At 52.0% G+C, this 19091-nt stretch carries 17 protein-coding genes and 1 riboswitch; of the genes, 12 read left to right on the forward strand and 5 right to left on the reverse strand.

Annotation, left to right across the window (positions count from 1 at the left end):
* Positions 1–388: 388 nt before the first annotated feature.
* The 10 genes from ACXYMU_RS01310 (at position 389) to ACXYMU_RS01355 (ending at position 11411) form a co-directional block, all read left to right on the forward strand.
* Positions 389–967, forward strand: coding sequence for an RNA polymerase sigma factor (locus ACXYMU_RS01310; protein WP_458984537.1), 579 nt, complete (start codon positions 389–391; stop codon positions 965–967).
* Positions 951–2522 carry an outer membrane beta-barrel protein gene (locus ACXYMU_RS01315; protein WP_458984538.1) on the forward strand — a complete coding sequence of 524 codons (1572 nt, stop codon included), beginning with the start codon at positions 951–953 and terminating at the stop codon, positions 2520–2522. The genes ACXYMU_RS01310 and ACXYMU_RS01315 overlap by 17 nt, the downstream gene beginning before the upstream one ends.
* A gap of 218 nt (positions 2523–2740) precedes the next feature.
* Positions 2741–3112 carry a hypothetical protein gene (locus tag ACXYMU_RS01320; protein ID WP_458984539.1) on the forward strand — a complete coding sequence of 124 codons (372 nt, stop codon included), beginning with the start codon at positions 2741–2743 and terminating at the stop codon, positions 3110–3112.
* 466 nt (positions 3113–3578) lie between these two features.
* Positions 3579–4949 carry a DUF4270 family protein gene (locus ACXYMU_RS01325; protein WP_458984540.1) on the forward strand — a complete coding sequence of 457 codons (1371 nt, stop codon included), beginning with the start codon at positions 3579–3581 and terminating at the stop codon, positions 4947–4949.
* Between the two features lie 34 nt (positions 4950–4983).
* Positions 4984–5982 carry a Kelch repeat-containing protein gene (locus ACXYMU_RS01330; RefSeq protein ID WP_458984541.1) on the forward strand — a complete coding sequence of 333 codons (999 nt, stop codon included), beginning with the start codon at positions 4984–4986 and terminating at the stop codon, positions 5980–5982.
* A 171-nt stretch (positions 5983–6153) separates the two neighbouring features.
* Positions 6154–8181, forward strand: a complete 2028-nt coding sequence (uvrB, locus tag ACXYMU_RS01335; protein ID WP_458984542.1) for an excinuclease ABC subunit UvrB — start codon at positions 6154–6156, stop codon at positions 8179–8181.
* A 458-nt stretch (positions 8182–8639) separates the two neighbouring features.
* Positions 8640–9173 (forward strand): GNAT family N-acetyltransferase, encoded by a 534-nt coding sequence (locus ACXYMU_RS01340; RefSeq protein WP_458984543.1) that lies wholly within the window; start codon positions 8640–8642, stop codon positions 9171–9173.
* Positions 9174–9293: 120 nt separating this feature from the next.
* The gene (locus ACXYMU_RS01345) at positions 9294–9917 is read left to right on the forward strand and encodes a DUF4145 domain-containing protein (protein WP_458984544.1); all 624 of its coding nucleotides are present in this window, start codon (positions 9294–9296) and stop codon (positions 9915–9917) included.
* A 112-nt stretch (positions 9918–10029) separates the two neighbouring features.
* On the forward strand, positions 10030–10494 hold the full coding sequence (locus ACXYMU_RS01350; protein ID WP_458984545.1) for an SRPBCC family protein: 465 nt from the start codon (positions 10030–10032) through the stop codon (positions 10492–10494).
* A complete protein-coding gene (locus tag ACXYMU_RS01355; protein WP_458984546.1) occupies positions 10491–11411 on the forward strand; it encodes an SMP-30/gluconolactonase/LRE family protein in 921 nt (306 codons plus the stop codon). The genes ACXYMU_RS01350 and ACXYMU_RS01355 overlap by 4 nt, the downstream gene beginning before the upstream one ends.
* 240 nt (positions 11412–11651) lie before the next feature.
* Here ACXYMU_RS01355 and ACXYMU_RS01360 read toward each other — a convergent pair whose 3' ends face one another.
* Positions 11652–13856, reverse strand: coding sequence for a B12-binding domain-containing radical SAM protein (locus ACXYMU_RS01360; protein ID WP_458984547.1), 2205 nt, complete (start codon positions 13854–13856; stop codon positions 11652–11654).
* A 305-nt stretch (positions 13857–14161) separates the two neighbouring features.
* Here ACXYMU_RS01360 and ACXYMU_RS01365 point away from each other — a divergent pair, with 305 nt between their 5' ends.
* The gene (locus ACXYMU_RS01365; RefSeq protein WP_458984548.1) at positions 14162–14704 is read left to right on the forward strand and encodes a hypothetical protein; all 543 of its coding nucleotides are present in this window, start codon (positions 14162–14164) and stop codon (positions 14702–14704) included.
* 13 nt (positions 14705–14717) lie between these two features.
* Here the strand turns inward: ACXYMU_RS01365 and ACXYMU_RS01370 are convergent, their stop codons facing one another.
* Entirely contained in the window at positions 14718–14942 is a 225-nt protein-coding gene (locus ACXYMU_RS01370; RefSeq protein ID WP_458984549.1) for a DUF2798 domain-containing protein, read from the reverse strand.
* 49 nt (positions 14943–14991) lie between these two features.
* On the reverse strand, positions 14992–15162 hold the full coding sequence (locus ACXYMU_RS01375; RefSeq protein WP_458984550.1) for a hypothetical protein: 171 nt from the start codon (positions 15160–15162) through the stop codon (positions 14992–14994).
* A gap of 151 nt (positions 15163–15313) precedes the next feature.
* Here ACXYMU_RS01375 and ACXYMU_RS01380 point away from each other — a divergent pair, with 151 nt between their 5' ends.
* The gene (locus ACXYMU_RS01380) at positions 15314–15619 is read left to right on the forward strand and encodes a hypothetical protein (protein ID WP_458984551.1); all 306 of its coding nucleotides are present in this window, start codon (positions 15314–15316) and stop codon (positions 15617–15619) included.
* Positions 15620–15698: 79 nt separating this feature from the next.
* Here the strand turns inward: ACXYMU_RS01380 and ACXYMU_RS01385 are convergent, their stop codons facing one another.
* Together ACXYMU_RS01385 and ACXYMU_RS01390 are read right to left on the reverse strand one after the other, a co-directional pair.
* Positions 15699–16802 carry a YncE family protein gene (locus tag ACXYMU_RS01385; protein ID WP_458984552.1) on the reverse strand — a complete coding sequence of 368 codons (1104 nt, stop codon included), beginning with the start codon at positions 16800–16802 and terminating at the stop codon, positions 15699–15701.
* Positions 16803–16852: 50 nt separating this feature from the next.
* Positions 16853–18772: a TonB-dependent receptor plug domain-containing protein gene (locus tag ACXYMU_RS01390; protein WP_458984553.1), complete on the reverse strand. Its 1920-nt coding sequence runs from the start codon at positions 18770–18772 to the stop codon at positions 16853–16855.
* A 105-nt stretch (positions 18773–18877) separates the two neighbouring features.
* Positions 18878–19084, reverse strand: a riboswitch (cobalamin riboswitch).
* Between the last annotated feature and the right edge of the window lie 7 nt (positions 19085–19091).

Genomic DNA, 19091 nt, shown 5'->3' on the forward strand with positions numbered 1-19091 from the left:
AACACTGCCATTGTGTATGACCAGGGTAACAGCATTCCCGGTTTTTCTGAGAGGGCCCCTTCCCGGCAGCCTTAACTACACAGCGCCGAGTGGGAGACGCGCCCTGGCTTGAGAAGGGCCCTACCCCAGACGTGAAGCGGAGAATCAGCTATAGGAGCAGGACATTTGAGAATTGGGGCAAGCCTATGAAATGAACGAGTTCTCAGTATTCTGTGCTTCATCACACATCCAAAGCTGTTCTTTCATACCTTTATAAGACCTGCCAGCCAATAATTTTCGCTTATTTTAAGCAGGAAATGCATCTGACCGATTTATTTTTGGGTGCGTGCAACCATAAGGGGGCAACAGGAATCATGTAATTGTGTAGGGCAAACCAAACCGGGCATCTTTGAAGCTTTTTAGAAATCCAAAATCAGACGAGGAGAAACTCATAGAAGGGTGCATTGCGGGCAAACGCGACATGCAGCGGCTTTTGTATGAGCAATATTCCCGTAAGATGATGGCGGTTTGCCTGCGGTACGCCCCTACTACCTTCGAGGCAGAAGATATCTTGCTGGAGGCATTCATGAAGGTTTATACCTACCTAGCCAAGTTCAAACGCGACTGCCCACTGGAGTTCTGGATTCGGAAGATTGTGGTGAACACCGCCTTGAAGCACCTGCGCAGCAAGCAGTTGCTCACAGTTTCGCATGAGGCAGAGGAGGTAAGCAACCTGGCATCATCGGATGCCAACCTGTCAGACTATTCCATGGACGAGCTGCTGCAGATGGTGCAGGGGCTGGCGCCACGTTACCGCATGGTGTTCAACTTATACGCCATCGAGGGGTATAACCACAAGGAAATAGGCGAGATGCTGGATATATCAGAAGGCACCTCTAAGTCACAGTATTCACGGGCGCGGGCAATTTTGCAGAACATGCTGGCCAGCCAGGAAAATAACTATCAGGACCATGTCATCAGCAACTAACGATAAGCGCGGAAAACTGGAGCAGGAGTTCCAAGACCGCATGCAAGGTGCTGAGGCGACTCCGTCTCAGCACCTTTGGGACCGTATAGACCACGAGCTGACAGTGCAGGAAAACGGGAAATACCGGAAGCGCGCCTTGTTTTATGGGCAGTTGGCTGCCGCCTGTGTAGCCCTGCTGGTATTAGTGGGGGTAGCCGGGGCCTATTATTTTGGCAGTACGCCATCAGCCGAACCAACCATCGCTGCTACTTCAAGCAACGCTTCCCAGCAAGGCGAGACAAGTAAAATGGCCCCTTTGCCGAATGTGGAGACTTCCCCGCAAACGCCTGACCAATTAGCTACGGCTGCGCGACCTTCATTCATGCCGCAAGAAATGCCTGCGCTTGGCGCGACAGATGCCGCAGTACAATCAGAGGCAAGCCAGGCATCTTCTCAAGCAAACGCATCTGTTGGTATCGCCAGGAACTCTGCTTCCGAGGGTTCCTCCATTGGATCTCCTGTACCGGAGACGACGCAGGCCATAGCCGGTGCAAATCATCAAACAGGCAGCAACAAACAGCCAATGGCTGTGCAGCTTTCGCCTGTTGAAAAAGGAAACAAAGGCCTGGGCTTTAAGGAGCAGAGCGCACAGGCAATGGCCGCTGTCAGGCAGCAGGAGGAAGCGCAGCGCGAAGCGGCATTAGCGGCCCGGACGGTGGCAGCTAACACAGGGGAAGAGAAGCAGGAGCAGAGCGGGCGGTGGTCGTTGGCAATGGCCTACGCTCCGGGCTACTTCAATCAGAATATCAGTACACCCGGCGCAGCCCCTGCCGTTGCGAGCAGGTATGGCTTTGCAGCAGACATCAACTCGGCGGCTTCGTTGAATACCCTGTACATGGAAGAGGCCAAAGAGGAATATGAGGAGTATACAGGGCCCGGCTTCTCTTACGGCGTGGAGGTAAAAACCGGATTGCGCCTCTGGCACAAGCTCAAGCTCCTGGCTGGTATTGGCTATTTGCAAAACACGGCCCGCTCGCGGTCCAGTTATGTGCTGCAACAGGCAGGCGGCAGCAAACACGCCAGTGCGGCTGCTCGCCCTGTGGGCAAGGCTACTGTATTTGTGCCCTCCCTCAGCGCCTCGCCTCCCGATTCCCTGATGATCGCCAAGGCTCCGGACTATAGCGTAAACTACCGCTACCGGCACCTGACTATTCCGGTGGGGCTGCAGTATGAGGGTAACCTAAACCGCGACTGGTTTTTGTATGGCGGTGCAGGCGTGGCAGCCAACATCCTACTGCAAGCCACCGTGCTGGCCTCCGACGCAGATGTAGAACAAGTAGCCTACGAAACAGATGAGGCGTCGCCGTTCCGGAAGGTGCAGTGGTCGGGCAACGTGTCTGCCGGGGTTGGCCGCCGGCTTTCCGGCAAAGTCTCCGTTACGCTGGGGCCCGAGGTAAGAGGATATTTTAGCACTATGCTGGCAGCATCTGAGGATAGGTCGGTGAAGCAAAAAAAGCCTTACACTGTCGGAATGCAGATGGCTGTGAACTACGACCTGCGCAGCGGAAAAAAATAAGCTTATTTTCATGAGGCCATGCAACCATCAGCTCAAAACCGGAGTCATGGATAGGAAACGCCTTGACAAGCTAAACCCCAATGCCTGCACCTGCAGCACATCGGGGCTGAAAACATACCTGATCTACTAAATATAGCTATGAAAAAGAACTGCACTTTAAGCGGTGGTGCCCCGGGGGTGCCCCGCTTGAAGCTTGCAAACGCAAGCAGTGCCACCTTATGAAGTTCCTCCACGCGAATATATTGTTTGCCTTCTGCCTGGCTTGGTTATGTACAGGCTGTGCGAAGTCAGACGACCCGGCACCGGCTTGTATAGCGGTAGAGGTAGTCGGGCCTTATGACTGCCCGACAGGCGCTTATGTGCTTAAGCTGCTGGCTGGCGCTCCGGCAACGGCTGATGCCAGCAACGGGTACCTTGGGCAGCTGCGGGAGGGCTATGTAGTGACCCAAAACCTGCCGGAAGCGTACCAACACGCCGGGCTTCGTGTAAATCTGGCGCTGGAGGTAGACGATGCCCCCACGCAGGTGTGCCCGGCTATACATGTCATTTACCCGGCAGTGCGGGTAGCACGGTTATGTAGCGCCAAGTAGATATTGAATTGATGTTGTATTGATTTTTTGTTTGAATGGTTGATGAGGGAGAGCCTGTCCGTTGTGGCAGGCTTTTCTGATTTATACCCTGGCGGTTTGTAAAAGGCATTTGGGAGTGACAAGCCGATTCTGGAGGAGCTATGCGAAATGAGCAGCTGGTTAGGGTGCACTGGTGCAATAATTGCGGAAGAAAGAAGTTGAGTATAATACAACATCTTTCTGATAGCGAAAATATAGTGTTATATTTGGGACTGATAAAAAATAGGCTTTTCGTAATATATGACGGAGGTTTCGGAGCATGCGCAGTAAAAGAGGGCAGAGCAGCTATAAAGCTATGTTAGGCCTTTCCCTGTCAGGCTGCGCTGCAACATCAGCAAGTACGTCAGCCAGTGGCTGTCACAGTTCCGCCGCCACAATCCTGTAATCAAACCCAAGCAAGAATCTGTTTATCACAGTACAAAACCATATGCAATTTTCAAGATTAAAGACGCTTTTGCAGAACAAGGCCATGCTATTGCTTTGCTGCTGCGTCGCGCTAGTGTCCTGCGAAGACCCGAATGAGTTGGGCCTGGGACTTGTGGACGACAACATCGCCGGAAGGTTCACAGATACCCTGACGGTGAATGTGTCTACCGTGTACCTGGATTCTCTGGCCACCTCGGCTACTACCTCCATGCTGGCGGGGCAGTATACCACGCCTTATACGGGTACACTCAAAGCGAACGCCTTTTTTCAGATTGGCCTGGGCAATGCCTGGACATTGGCTGCAGACGCCACGCTGGACTCTGTAAAGCTCATCCTGCCTTACTCCAGATACAACTACGGCGACACCACCCAAACGATCTCTTATAGCCTGCACCGGCTTACGGGGAATCTCCAGGTGCGCACGCTATCGCCTTACTTCTTTAACGAGCAGCCTTACTCTTACTTTTATGGCGAAGAGTCGTTGTACAACAACTCTAGCGTAAGCGCAGCAGATGAGGCGCTGGCCACTTTTTCAGTTCGGCCTCGCCCAACCAGCAAAGACACCCTGAAGGTGAAGCTTCCGGCAGCCCTAGGCCAGGAGTGGCTATCGCTGAAGAAAGCCGCCGACACCAGGCTTACCGATGCTACGGCTTTCCTGGATTACTTTAAAGGCCTGAAACTAACCAGTACGTCCGGTAGTGCTGTCATTGGTTTTCCGGCGGCCTCTTCCGTGAAGGTAAGGCTCTACTACTCCGAAACTGCAAATGGCAGCAAAGTGGCTAAAACGAAAGACTTCCCATTCACTAACAACAGCGTGCAGTTCAACCAGATTCGCACAAACCTCGAAGGCTCGTTGCTGGAAGGCGTTGTGCGCGGTGGCCAGCCTGTGCCTGCAAGCGCAACGAACAACGTAAGCGTGGCGCACAGCGGCTCGGGGTTGATGATTAAACTGGAGGTACCGAACATTAGCAAGCTGAAAGGCCAGCTGCCGGCGGATTTGATCAATAAAGCACTGCTGGTAGTAGAGCCGCTCAGCAACACGACCAGTTACCCTTACCCGGCACCTGCTACGCTGGGCCTGTACACCACTAACAGTTCCAATGTGCCACTTACTCCGCTGCTTTCGGGGCAAGCAGAGTTGACAGCCGTTTACAAGGAGCCAAGCCCGCAGAACGCAAACGGGCGCTACGACTTTGACCTGACATCACAAATTGTAGACCTCTTGAAGCAAGATAACCCGGGCAACCTGACCCTGTTGCTGGCACCACCGGCTGCAGCCTACCGCACTGTTGTAAACAGGCTGGTAGTAGGTGGCCCCAAGAATCAGCAGCAGAGCATTAAACTGAAAATCTATTACACGACTATTAAATAAGGATTGCTGGGCTATGAGAATTATACCTAAGAACATGCGTTTGTTAACGAGCCTGTTTTTCTTGTTAACCCTGTGCGTGTTTACGTCATGCGACAGCGACAACGAAGATGATTTCTTTAACGACTGGACGGCTAAAGCTAATTTTGCCGGCACAGCACGCACCGGAGCCGTTGCCTTTACCATTGATGGAAAAGCTTATGTAGGCACCGGATTTGACGGTGAGAACATGCTGGGAGATTTTTGGCAGTATGATGCCGCACAGGACATCTGGACCAAGCTGCCGGACTTTCCGGGCGAGGCCCGAACAGGTGCCGTTGGCTTTGCCGTAAACGGGAAAGGCTATGTGGGCACTGGCTATAATGGCTCGCAGAACCTGAAGGATTTCTGGGTATTCAGCCCAGCCACAAACACCTGGGAGCAACTGCCAGACTTTCCGGGCACAGCCCGCTATGGTGCCATCAGCATGATGCTGGGCAACAGCGGTTACCTGGGTGGGGGCTATGATGGCGCTTACCTGAAAGATTTCTGGCAGTTGGACCCTGCTACCGGAACATGGACTGAAAAGCCTGGTTTTTCAGGTGCCCGCCGCGTGAACGGCTTTGCATTTGCGGTTAATGGCAAAGGCTATGTAGGTGGTGGCCGTAACAGCACCATCCAGGAGGCGGATTTTATGGAGTATGACCCTGCTACCAGCACCTGGCGCAACCTGAAAAGCCTGAACGAGCTGGAGCGCTCTAAAACAGATTACCCTGCACCGCGTGCCTATACCAGCACGTTCGTGCTGAACAACAAGGCTTACCTGGTTGGCGGCTCAATTGGTACCTCGCCTGCTACTGCCCAACCTGTGCGTGATGTATGGCAGTATAACCCGCAAAGCGATACCTGGCAGCAGTTGGATGCTTTCGCCGGGGCCTGGCGCGAGGGCGCTATAGGCTTTTCCATTGGCGATTTGGGTTATATAGGGCTGGGCCGCAACGGTTCGCAGCGTTACAAAGACCTCTGGCAACTGGATGTCTCTGAAGGCGGCAAGTAAGCGATGCCAGTATAAGATATAAAACAGCGAAGCCTGCCTTGAGAAGCAGGCTTCGCTGTTTTCGTTTGTTTGGCAGGCACCTGCGTATGTGCCATTAAAGTGGCAAGAATATAAACTTACAGCCTGCCATATGTGTTATTGTTTATCTATTCATGTCCGAAAAATCATCCAATGGATTTTCAGTTAACATCAGAATTTCAACCAACCGGCGACCAGCCTAAAGCGATAGAACAACTCACACAGGGGATCCGCAACGGGGAGCCGTCGCAGGTGCTGCTGGGGGCCACCGGTACGGGTAAGACCTTTACCATGGCCAACGTGATCAAGAACGTGAGCAAACCCACGCTGGTGCTGTGCCACAACAAGACGCTGGCCGCGCAGCTATACGGCGAGTTCAAACAGTTTTTCCCGAACAACGCGGTTGAGTACTTTATCTCATACTACGACTATTATCAGCCAGAGGCGTACATCGCCTCTTCGGATGTGTTCATCGAGAAGGACCTGGCCATTAACGAAGAGATTGAGAAGCTGCGTTTGCATACCACGTCTGCGCTGCTCTCGGGCCGCCGCGATATTATTGTGGTTGCTTCGGTATCGTGTATCTACGGTATCGGTAACCCGGAGGAGTTTGGCAAGAACGTGCTCAACCTTGCTCCGGGCCAGCGGTATAGCCGTAACAACCTGCTTTATAATTTTGTGCAGATCCTGTACAGCCGCACAGAGGCAGAGTTTACACGTGGAACATTCCGGGTGAAGGGCGATACCGTGGACATTTTCCCGGCCTATGCTGACTTCGCCTATCGCCTGTATTTCTTCGGCGATGAGTTGGAGCAGATTCACCGCATCGATCCGGAGTCGGGCAAGAAACTCTCTGATGAGCAAGCCATAACTTTATACCCTGCCAACCTCTTCGTGACGGGTAAGGACACGCTGCACCAGGCCATTAACGAGATCCAATTCGACATGGTGGCCCAGCATGAGTACTTCCTGAAAGAAGACCGTCCGGCCGAGGCTAAGCGCATTAAGGAGCGCACTGAGTTCGACCTGGAGATGATCCGCGAGCTGGGTTATTGCTCCGGCATCGAGAACTACTCCCGTTACTTCGACCGCCGCGCGCCCGGTGCACGGCCTTTCTGCCTGCTCGACTACTTCCCGGACGACTTTATGATGGTGATAGACGAGAGCCACGTAACTGTGCCGCAGGTGCGCGCCATGTGGGGCGGCGACCGCTCCCGCAAGGTGGCCCTGGTGGAGTATGGCTTCCGTTTGCCCGCCGCCATGGACAACCGCCCGCTGACTTTCAACGAGTTTGAGAGCCTGATGCACCAGGTAGTATTTGTAAGCGCTACGCCCGGCGATTATGAAATGCAACGTTCGGAGGGTGTGATTGTAGAACAGATTATACGTCCGACGGGTTTGCTGGATCCTGTAATTGAAGTGCGGCCAAGCGGGAACCAGGTGGATGACCTGCTGGATGAGATTGATGAGCGCGTGAAGGAAGGTGCCCGTGTGCTGGTCACTACCCTCACCAAGCGTATGGCCGAGGAACTTACCAAGTACCTCGACCGCCTCAACATCAAAGCTAAGTACCTGCACTCGGAAGTAAAGACGCTGGACCGGGTAGAGATTCTGCGGGAACTGCGTCTAGGTATTATCGATGTGCTGGTGGGCGTGAACCTGCTGCGCGAGGGCCTCGATTTGCCGGAGGTAAGCTTGGTCGCGATCCTGGATGCTGATAAAGAAGGCTTCCTGCGCGACCAGCGATCCCTGATACAGACCATGGGCCGCGCCGCCCGTAACGACAAAGGCAAGGTAATTATGTACGCTGACCGCATGACGGGCTCTATGACGCGCGCGATAGATGAGACAAATCGTCGCCGCGCCACGCAGGAGGCGTATAACATCGAGCATGGCATCACACCACGTACCGTCCTCAAGTCGAAAGAGGAGATATTTGAGCAGACCACCATGGCCGACTCGAAGAAGAAAGAGGTGAAGATGTATGCGGGCGCTGAGGAAGTATCCCTTGCTGCCGAGCCAGTGATCCAGATGATGAAGCGCGACGAACTGGAGAAACTAATCAAGAAAACGGAGAAGCAAATGGAGGCCGCCGCCAAAGACCTCGATTTCCTGCAAGCCGCCAAATACCGCGACGAACTGGCAGAATTGAAGAACCTGCTGAAGACGAAGCGCGAGTAGTTCTACGACACACGTAACACGGCACAAGACGCACGATAAGCAATTATAATTTATACCAGCAGCGGCATTTGTCATTTATGGGCAGATGCCGCTGTTTTGCGTATTGGCTGTGCTCAAAAGTTGCTTTTGAATTAAGGCAACTATCGCGCTAATGCATTTGCATTACCGGGTCAAACCACCCCCAACCCCTCAGAGCTACGCTCGTTAGTTTCGAACTCGCGTTCTCACTAATCCAAGGAGGGGAGTTTGCGGAATCTGGCGTTGGTCACTTTCTTCTCAAGCGTATATCTTTTCAGAGTAATGAGATGAGTATCTTTTTTACATCTGTGAAGACTCCCCTCCTTGGACAAGGAGGGGTAGGGGTGGTTTGACCCGGTTCATTGATTGTATCACTACCCTTGCAACCAAGAGAGAAAATCAGCAAAAACTCTCTATCTTAAATGCTCAAATCAGGCTACATGAATTTCCCCACTTCTGATACCTTTACTTTCCGGGCAGGCACCACGCAGGATGCTGCGCTACTGGCAGACCTGGGTTGGCGCACTTTCGAGGAAGCCTTTGGCTTTGACAACAGGCCCGAAGACATGGCCGCTTTCCGGCCCACCATGTATAGCCCGGCACTGCAAGCCGCCGAACTAGCCGATGCGTCCACGGCATTTATTATTGCGGAAGCAGCAGGGGAGGCTGTTGGCTACCTCAAGCTAAACTACAAACCCGCCCCAAACGCGATACAGGCGCAGAAGCCACTCCAAATTGACCGGCTCTACATTACCCGTTCCTCGACAGGCAAAGGCCTCGGCGACTTGTTTATGGAGATAAGTTTGCAAGGGGCGAGGCAACAGCAGTGCGATGTGGTATGGCTTACGGTATGGGAGCACAATGCCCGCGCCAAACGCTTCTACCAAAAATACGGGTTCCGGGAGGTGGGCGAGTTGGATTTTATACTAGGCCAGGACGTGCAGCGCGACCTCTACATGCAGCGGGAGGGGTAGGAGTATTTTGGAAGGCTATTGCTTTTCAGATGATAAGATTAAATTACTATCTTGAGGTAATGAGACAACAGCGGGTAGGTACTTCAGATAGCAATTGGTTAAGTGTAATCTAAATAAAGAATGAAATATATAGAACCTGTAGTCTTAAACAAATCTTTCACTTGTCCACACTGTGGAGTGATAGCAAAGCAAGACTGGTGGAGCTCAACTTGGGAAGGTCAACGGGCTCACAGTTCATTTAGTCAACTACATATAGGAACTTGCCAGCATTGTGAGAAAAATAGTGTTTGGGTAGAAGATAAAATGTACTACCCAGGTAATGGCAATGCACCCTTTCCTAATCCAGAAATGCCCGATTCTGTCTTGAAATTATATATGGAAGCATCTGCTATTCATTTGAAGTCTCCTAGGGGTGCAGCCGCTCTTCTAAGACTTGCCATTCAAGTTTTATGTAAGGAACTCGGGGAACTTGGGAAAAATATAAATACAGATATTAGAAATTTAGTAAAAAAAGGTCTTCCAGATTTGGTGCAGCAATCACTTGACATTGTAAGAGTCATAGGTAATGATGCAGTGCATCCAGGTCAAATTGATACTGATAAACCTGAAACAGTTGGACAGTTGTTCGTCCTTATAAATGTAATTGTTGAATATATGATTGCACTTCCAAAAAAAGTCAGTGGAATATACTCAAACTTACCTGCTGATAAGGTACAATTTATCAAAGATAGGGACAGTAAATAAAGTCTTTTCCTAATACGGCCTAGACTCCATGCTCGTCTTTACCTCGTTTACAGCCTATACTAACTATTTAGCACTATCTCAAATAGAAATATGCTAATCAATGTATAACTTTATGAAGAGTACGGATTCCCCTATTATAGTAGCGCAAACGTATCAAGCCACAAGAGAGCAGGTATGGAAGGCAATTACAGAGCCGGAGCAGATGCGGCAGTGGTTTTTCCAGGCCATACCTGACTTTAAGCCAGAAGTAGGGTTCGAAACGGAGTTTGAGGTGCAGGCAGAGAGCCGAAGCTTCCCGCACCAGTGGCGGGTAACGGAGGTAGAGCCGTTGCATAAACTGGTGTATAACTGGCGCTACGAAGGCTACTCTGGCGACTCCTATGTGGTGTTTGAGCTGTTTGAGAAAGGATTGCAGACACAGCTTAGGCTCACGGCTGTCACCACGGCAGATTTTCCAGAGGATATACCTGAGTTCAGAAGAGAAAGCTGTATTGGTGGCTGGGAGTACTTCATTCAGGAAGGTTTGTATGATTACCTGCAAAAGCATGCGTTAAAATTTATACCTGTAAAACTATGAAACAGTATCAGAAACTAGGCTGGTGGAGCATAACGCTCCTGCTATTTGCAGCCCCATGCATCGTTAAAGCGCAAATCACCGACAAAGCGGGCATTGTGGCCAAAGGAGCTCAGGTCGAAAAGCTGGGCGAGGGGTATACCTTCACCGAAGGGCCAGCCGTGGATGCCGCAGGGAATGTTTACTTTACCGATCAGCCCAACGATAAGATCCTTCGCTGGGACGCCGCCACTAACACCATCAGTACATACCTGGCTAAAACCGGGCGGTCCAACGGCATGTACTTCGACAAGCAAGGCAACCTAATCACTACTGCCGATAGCACCAACGCCATCTGGGCCTTCGATAAAGCAGGCAAGCCCACCGTGCTTGTTTCTGATTTTGAAGGAAAGCTGCTGAATGGGCCAAACGACCTTTGGATAGCCCCGAACGGGGGCATGTACATCACCGACCCGCTCTACAAGCGCGGTTACTGGACCCGTAACCCGGAAATGCAACCCGACGGCGAACATTTGTATTATTTAGCGCCCAACAGCAAGCAGCTAGTTATCGCGGACTCTTCTTTCACAAAACCCAACGGCATAATCGGTACGCCAGACGGCAAGCAACTGTACGTGGCAGATATTGGGGCCAACAAAACCTATGTATATGATATCCGGAAAAATGGCTCCCTTGCCAACAAAAAGCTTTTCGCCGAGCTGGGCTCTGACGGAATGACCATCGATAACAAAGGCAATATTTATCTGACGGGCAAAGGCGTAACGGTCTTTAACAAAAAAGGAGAGCAAATCGCACACATACCGATTGATGCCGGTTGGACTGCTAACGCAGTGCTTGGCGGCAAAGACCGCAACACCTTGTTCATTACTGCCATGGATGCCGTGTATGGCCTGAAGATGAACGTGAAAGGAGTACGGTAGGCAAAAAAAGAAACTCCCCTCCTTTTTTAAGGAGGGGCAGGGGGTGGTCTTACACCTTGGTATTCTTCATTCTGTATCTGAAACAGCTAGGCCCTTGCATCACATATACCCTTGACATCCTGCCACAGCAGCGCTTGGGTCATAAGCTGCTCAGTCGAGTCACAGACTCAATTTTATAGAAAGGCATGGATTGCAAATCCGCGCCAGTGCAGGCAATGCGAGTCTGTTCAGGTTAGGGGGCTACAGCAGCAAAAGCCCTTTTTCGCGCAGCTCAAACCAGCTTGGCGACGCCAGGAACTCTGTAAAGCTCAAATGTGCGTCTGCTGGGAAGGTGGCCTCCAGGTGTTTCAGCAGCACCGGTTCCATATTGTTCGGATGTGCTTTTTGTACCATGTCAAATACCCATTGGCCGATGTTCGCGGTCGTTTTCACCTGGAAATCCTCGCCTTTCTCATAGAAGGTGAGCATACAGCGCTCAATCGTCTGGCCTTTCTTGGCAATCATCGTGAATTCCAGTTCCGGCTGGTTGCCCAGCCATAGCACCCTGGCATTTGGTCGCTCGGCGTCTGGCTTCTGGGGTTGCTGGATAGCTTTGTAAATCAGATCAGGTCGCGTTTTTACACGTGGAACCTTAAAGTCGAACCAGAAAGAGAGCGGTTGCTCCAAGCCTACGCCATGCATATAGTTGTATATGGCTTTGGCCAGGCCCTGCCCAAATAGCTCATGGTCGGTGCCGGTGGGGTCGTCGTGCCAAAGGTCGTTGTTGGCAAAGGGCCCTTCCTCCGGACCAACTTTCACGACGCTATACTTCTCCGGGTTCTTGCCTACCGGGCTATGCGCCGTCATACTGAAGCGGTGCCAGTAACCTGACTGAATCACGTTGTTCACGAACAACTGCCGCACCACCTCCAGCGAGTCGATGGTTTCCTGCGCAGTTTGTGTCGGGAAACCATACATCAGGTAGGCGTGCACCATAATTCCGGCTTGCGTAAACGCGTCCGTCACACGGGCTACCTGGTCTATGCTTACGCCCTTCTCCATCAGAGCCAGCAGCCTGTCAGAAGCCACCTCCAAACCACCTGAAACCGCTATACAGCCTGAGGCGGCCAGCAAGCGGCACAGATCCGGGGTAAAGGTTTTCTCAAAACGGATATTGCCCCACCACGAAATCTTTACACCCCTCCGGATCAACTCAATGGCCATGTCGCGGAGTGGGGCAGGCGGTGCGGCCTCGTCTACAAAATGGAAGCCGGTCTGCCCGGTCTGAGCAATGATTTGCTCAATGCGGTCGACCAGCAGCGTGGCAGGGGCTACCTCGTAGCGGTTGATATAGTCCAGGGTGATGTCGCAGAAAGAGCAGCGCTTCCAGTAGCAGCCGTGGGCAATGGTCAGTTTGTTCCAGCGGCCGTCGCTCCAAAGGCGGTGCATCGGGTTGATCACGTCAATTACCGAGAGATACTGCTGCAATGGCAGGTCGCTGTAGTCTGGCGTGCCAATTTCGGCGTGCGGAATGTCGGCGTCGATGCTGCCATTGATGTACTGCACCTCGCCATCTTGTAACACAAATGTGCGCTGCAGTTGCTCCTCGTCGCGCTGGCCTTGCAGGTGATCGAGCAGTTTCAGCCACGGTCCTTCGCCATCGTCCAGCGTCACGAAATCGATGTATTTAAACAGGCGCGGTTCGCGCAAGCTGCGGAGTTCGGTATTTGGGTAGCCCCCACCCATTGTCGTTTTGATGTGCGGATATTTTGACTTGATATATTGCGCCATGCGCAGGCCGCCGTACAGGTTGCCCGGAAAAGGTATGGAAAAGCCGATAATAGCAGGCTGCACGGTTTGGATTTGCTCTTCCAGCAGCTCCAGCAGCAATTGGTCCACCAGGTTAGGGGTTTCCTGCAAGGCCTCTTCCATCGGGTCGAAGTGCGTGGCCGACATGGCCAGGCTATCGGCGTAGCGGCTAAAGGCAAAGTAAGGGCAAATCGTTTCTTTGATCAAATCTCCCAAATCCTCCAGATACAAGGTAGCCAGGTAACGGGCCCTGTCGGTAATGCCCATACTGCCGAACGCCCAGTCGATATCCTCCACCTGGTCGAAACGGGCGGCCTCGGGCAGAAAGCGGCTATAGCTGATCTGCTGTGCCAGCGTGTTGTCTTTGTTCTGAAGGAAACGGATCACAGGCTCAATCGTCTGCAGGTACTCGCGCTTAAGGCGCAGCATCCGCAAACTGTTATCCGACAACGCATACCCCCCCGCCTCAATCGCGCTGAAGATTTGCTGCAGCCCTTGGCGGCTAAACATGCGTAACACGAGTTCTATCCCCATGTCGGCTTGCGTCACCTGGTGGCCACGGCCAGTCAGAAAGCCTTTTAAGTAAGCAGTGGCGGGGTATGGGGTGTTGAGCTGCGTGAGCGGGGGTGTTAAGAGCAGTATTGTTGGCTTGTCCAAGATAGGTCGAAGTAAAAAATGATAGAGCGAACGAACGCCTCAGGCACAAAGGTACCTATAATCAGGCAATCAAGGGCAATGTCCCCCTTCGGGCTCGCGTGTCTCTGCAACAGTTGGCGAGGGTAGGGAGTTCACCGGCTTTTAAGCTAAACAGCACACTTTTTAAACGAATCTATAATAATAGCTAGACTTAATATAGTAAAAATATTCATGTTTGCTTTTTTATATTTACAAATTTATATATAATTGTAATGTAATAGTAGTGGGTTCGTCTTGCTACATAAGCTATTCCTGAGGGTAAATGCATGTATACCTGGAGCAATTTTAAGTTAGTGGTTACTGTTGTCGCCTTAGTGATGGCAGCGGCGTGTTCGCTTTTTCAGGAAGAGGTATCTGTACCACATGCGTTTGAGCTGCACATCAACAAGCCTGCTACTCCCGAACCGAAGTTTGTAGTGCTGCAAGATGTACATGCAACGTCAGACCTGTTAGACGAATATGGCGACAACATCAAAAACATATCGGTGAAAAGTGTGGCGTACACAGTGCGGAACTTCAGTGGATCGCATGATGCGGTTATTTCAGGGGATATTTCGTTTGCCCCGCACGGCAGCAACGACTTCATAGTACTCAACACTATCACCGACCTGCACTTGCGGAAAATGGAAGAAAGCGGCCAGGTAAACACAGTAGCTGTGCAGGATGCCCTGGCCAGTAAAAAGCTAGCGAAACTGCTGCAGCACAAAAATAAAATCACCTTCCGGCTGACAGGTACGACATTAGAAAGCAATCCAGTGGCAGCCAGCCTGGATGTGGTAGTCCACTCTAAACTTACTGTAGCGCAGTAAGCCTGCTAACCGTTTAGCGGGTCAGTTTGCTTACCACATAGTTTACCCCCGGCACGATGGCTAATGCCGTTAGGGCGATCAGCATAAAGAAAACGAAGAAACTGCGCAGCCAGCGGCTAAAAAAGTCGTCTGCAAAGCCGAAGGTATAGATCTCCAAAGCCGAACCGAGCAACAGGCTGATCAGCCCGATCAGCAGCAAATTGCGTTTCAGGGTAGGGGGTAGGGTTTGTCTTTTCATTGTAAAGGCATTTCAGCGCAAGTTAAGGTGCCTGCTGGCACATTGCCTATCAGGAATGCCCTTTTTCTGCTTCTTCCTCTTCTTTTGTATGGGGTTTTTCTGTTGCCTGCGGTTTTTCATGAGGCTGAGGTGGCGGTGCCTGGTTTCCCTGCTTTACTTTTTCCACGTCCGAAGAATCATCCTTGGTATGCTCCTGCAATGGTGTTTTTTTCTCTTCCATGTTGGTGTTACGTTTTCCCCTTCTTACGCGTGAACAGGCGGCAAGGTGGCTGGCTTTTTTAACATTCGGCCAGCAGCGGACGTAAATGTAACTGCCGGTTGCCTGGGTGCAGCCAGCACTATGTATAAATGAAAGGACAGACGCTATGAAAATGAAAAAAATAAAATCGACTATACTCGCTTTATCCGTGATGGCTACCGCTTCGCTTAGTTTAGGGGCTTGCAGCAAAGGCACCGAGCCCGGTGATGTGAATGTAGGGCGTGGGGAAATTAAAGACGAAGGCGAAATGATTGACGGAGATAATGGGTATAATGCGAGCAGCGACACGACTGATCTGGAAAAGTATTACGACCATGCTGACCACGAGAACCATGACGACAATACCGGTAAGGTGATTGGCGACGGGGCTTATGACGGCAAGGGCACCGGTACCGAACGTGACGATATAAAGCAATAGACCTAACCTGAAACACAGCAGCGCCCGCTCTTTCTATGCGAAGGAGCGGGCGCTGCTGTGTTTCAGGTAGAGCTACCTGCTAGTTAAACACGAAGCCATTGGGGGCAATGCCTACCGTAATCTCCTTCACTTTTGTGCCGTCTGGCTGATAGATCAACACTTTGCCGTCGCCGGAGAAGTTATTTGTGTCGCTGCCATACAAGTATCCATTATCCGGGTCTATACCCAGGCCATAGAAGCTGCGTGCCAAGAGCGGAGTCGTGGCAAGGCTGGTGGAGCTGGCGCTTTGGGTATAGGTGGCATCCTGGAAGTTATAGTATAGGTTGCCGCCATCGGCAGTAATGGCCAGGTTGCCCGGAGACACCTCATTGCTACCAAATGTCATGGTGTTAAGCACCATGTTATTGGCCGTATTGATAGCCACCAGCGCGCCAGGCGTAGAGGCGGTGGTGTTCACTGTCCAATCCGGGTTGTAAACTGTTTTCCCTTTTGCCAGCACCCATAGCTTGTTCTTTTGGTCCGTCTCTAGCTCCGCCGGCCCGTCTGTCACCTGAATCTGCTGCTCTATAGCATCCGTGGTCACATTAATTACCGTCACTACATCAGCGCCGCTGATAGTTACGTACAGTTTACCGTTAACCACCAACAGTTCTTCGGGCTGAGGGCCTACCGCTATGGTTTTTACCACCTGCAGCGTATTCAGGTTGATGACTGATACCTGGCCGGTTTGCCCATATTGCACCCACTCTGACACGTAAGCTTTGTCTGGGCTGGCCACAGCAAAATAACGGGGCTGCTGCAAATCCACAATGCCTTCCGTCTTGAAAGTGTAGGCGTTTACCACTTCCAGTTTGTTAGAGTTGTTCGCCACGATGTAAGCGCGGTCTCCCACAAAATCCAAGTCCATCACTACATCGCCCAGGAGCCTGTCGTTGTTGGCTTTTTGCGAGATATTGTTCTCGACTGCTTTGTTGGCACTGTCGCTCAGAAAAGAGATAGAACCGTTTGGTGTGCCGAAGTTGCCTTCGTTTAAGATAAAGACTCCTTTTTGGTCGTATGGGCCACGTGCCGGCGTTACGCTAGGAGCAATTTCTTTGTCATCGTCGCAGCTTGTAAAGCCAAAGGCACCGCTAAGAAAAAAAGCAGCCGCAAGCAGACTACGGAATAATGTGTTGTTTTTCATGGTAAGTCTAAAATCTGATATAGGTTTATAGTTGGTCAGGTAAAATTTCTCTAAGGTATGATAAAGCGCAGATTAATGGTATAACCGCGAAGGGGCATGGCGCGGAATGCCATGGTTTGGTACACGCTGTTAGTCACGTTATCAGCCCGGAATGTTAGCAGGAGCGAGTTTTGGTGGAGTTGCAGTTTTTTGCTCAGCGCGAGTTGCAGTAGGATAAAATCAGCCAAACTGGTTGTTTCGGAGTTGCTGGTGTAGCGCAGGCCGGTGTAGTTCAGGTTGCCCGATAAGGCCCAGCCGCTGTAGTTTGCCACACTAGCGAAAATGGCTTTGTGACGAGGTACATACATAAGTTGCTTCCCTTTGTCGCCGCTGCCCTCATACACCGCCACCTGCTCCGAGGAGGTATAGGTATAGCCCGCGCTGCCGCTCAGTTTTACTTCTCCTACCTTTACCGTAGCCTGGCTGCTGAACTCTAGCCCCTGCGAGCGCACCTTTTGTAAGTTGGCGGGGCGCCACCGGCCGGTTTGGTCCGGCGCCCACTGTATCCAGTCGTCGATGAGCATGCGATAAGCGGTAGCCTCGGTTTCGAGCAGCAGCGTGTTGCCGATCGTATACACATGGCGCAGCCCGCTTTCAAAGCTCCAGCCTTGTTCCGGCTTTAGGGAAGGGTTCCCAGATCCTATCCAGAAGCGGTCGTTTAGGGTGGGCACGCGGTAACTGCCCGATGCGCTGCCTTTCAACGATAGTTGGTGCGGCTGGTGCTGAAAAAACTTCCAGTCGAAGCCCAGCGCAGGGGTGGGCTGTGGGTTATACCCTTCCACAAAAGCTTGGCGCAAGTTCAGGCTCAGGGCTAACGGCTCGAGAGGATTATACCTGAAAAGCGCAAAAACAGCCGCTCGGTTTTCCGCCTGCTGTCCGGCATAGCCATCGTTTTCTGCGACAAAGTGCTGCAGGTTTATCCCTCCGCGCAAGCTCCAGTTGCTGCCTTGGGTATAGGTTTGCTCTGCCTGCAATTGATAGGTCTGCACATCGGCAAGCGAGTTAACAGAGTTGTCAGTGTAATGTAGGTAGTCTTTGAAGTACGCTGCTTTCACGTCGGTTTGGCCCCAGCGGCTGCTGTGGTGCAGGGCTGTGAGCAGGCGCAGGTTCTCGTCCTGCTGTTGAGCGTTGTTGTATGCCGAGCCCATGGCAGGCTGCAGGTCACGGTCGGCGTAGGTATACCAGCTGTGCAGTGCGATCTGTGTTTTGCTGGAAAGGTGATACGTGAGATCCTGGGTAAAGCCCCGCTGTATCTGCGCGGCATGTTGTTGCCTGACCTGAGGCATATCGAAACGCGAAACATCCTGAAATGTGAAGTCGTTTTCGGCGAGGCGCAGGTAGGCGCTAGCGCCTATTACCAGTTTTGCGGTGCCGTAACTGATGCGTCCGCTGCCAAAGTACCTGCCAAAGCTGCCGGCTTCCTGCTGCACATCCAACCCAAACCCTTGGTTACTATACTTAGGAACGTGCAGCAAAACAGCCCCGCCGATGGCTCCGCTGCCATAAGTGGCCGCAGCCGAGCCATACTGCACATCCACCTCGCCCATCCCGCTGATGGGCAAGGTGGAAAAGTCCGTCTGGCCGAGTGTGGCCGGGGCGATGTTCAGGCCGTTCCAGAGCACAGCGGTCTGGGAGGCGTTGGTTCCGCGAAAGGCAACAGACGACAAACCGCTCACGCCATAGCTTTTGAAATAGATGGGGGTGCGCGCCTGCAACGCATCTGCCAGCGAACCCGAGGCATAGGTGCTCAGGTAACTGCTGTCGATGGTGCTGATGCGGCTGCCAGCGGCGTATACCTCGGCAGGCTTCCCGAATACCTCTACCATGCTGAGCCGGTGCGCTGTGGAGTCTTGCTGTGCCACAGCTGTTGCTGCCATACCCAACAGGGAGGCCATCAAAAATAATACTACACGAAATGAAATGTATGCCACGTACCGGTTGCTTTAGTCCCGAAGCATGCAAGCAGGTAGAAAGGCAGGTACAACAAGCGCTTGAACAGCGGAGGCCGTGCCGCTTTTTACCCGAAAGCATACGACAAATTCAGTGTCGGACTGGCAGGTCTCCTGGCTCTCTTCAGTTAGCCCGCCTTCCCATGCAGCGAGTGCCGCACAGTGGCCGTTGGTTTGGACTAACCCTTTTAGTGAAGATGACAGTTGCGGGAACAGCGCAGGATTTACACCTGCTTCCCTTTTAAGGCACTTACCACGGCAGTAGTAAGCGCCACCAATCTGGAACAAAGGTATAAATTAA

Source organism: Pontibacter sp. CAU 1760 (assembly GCF_054482735.1).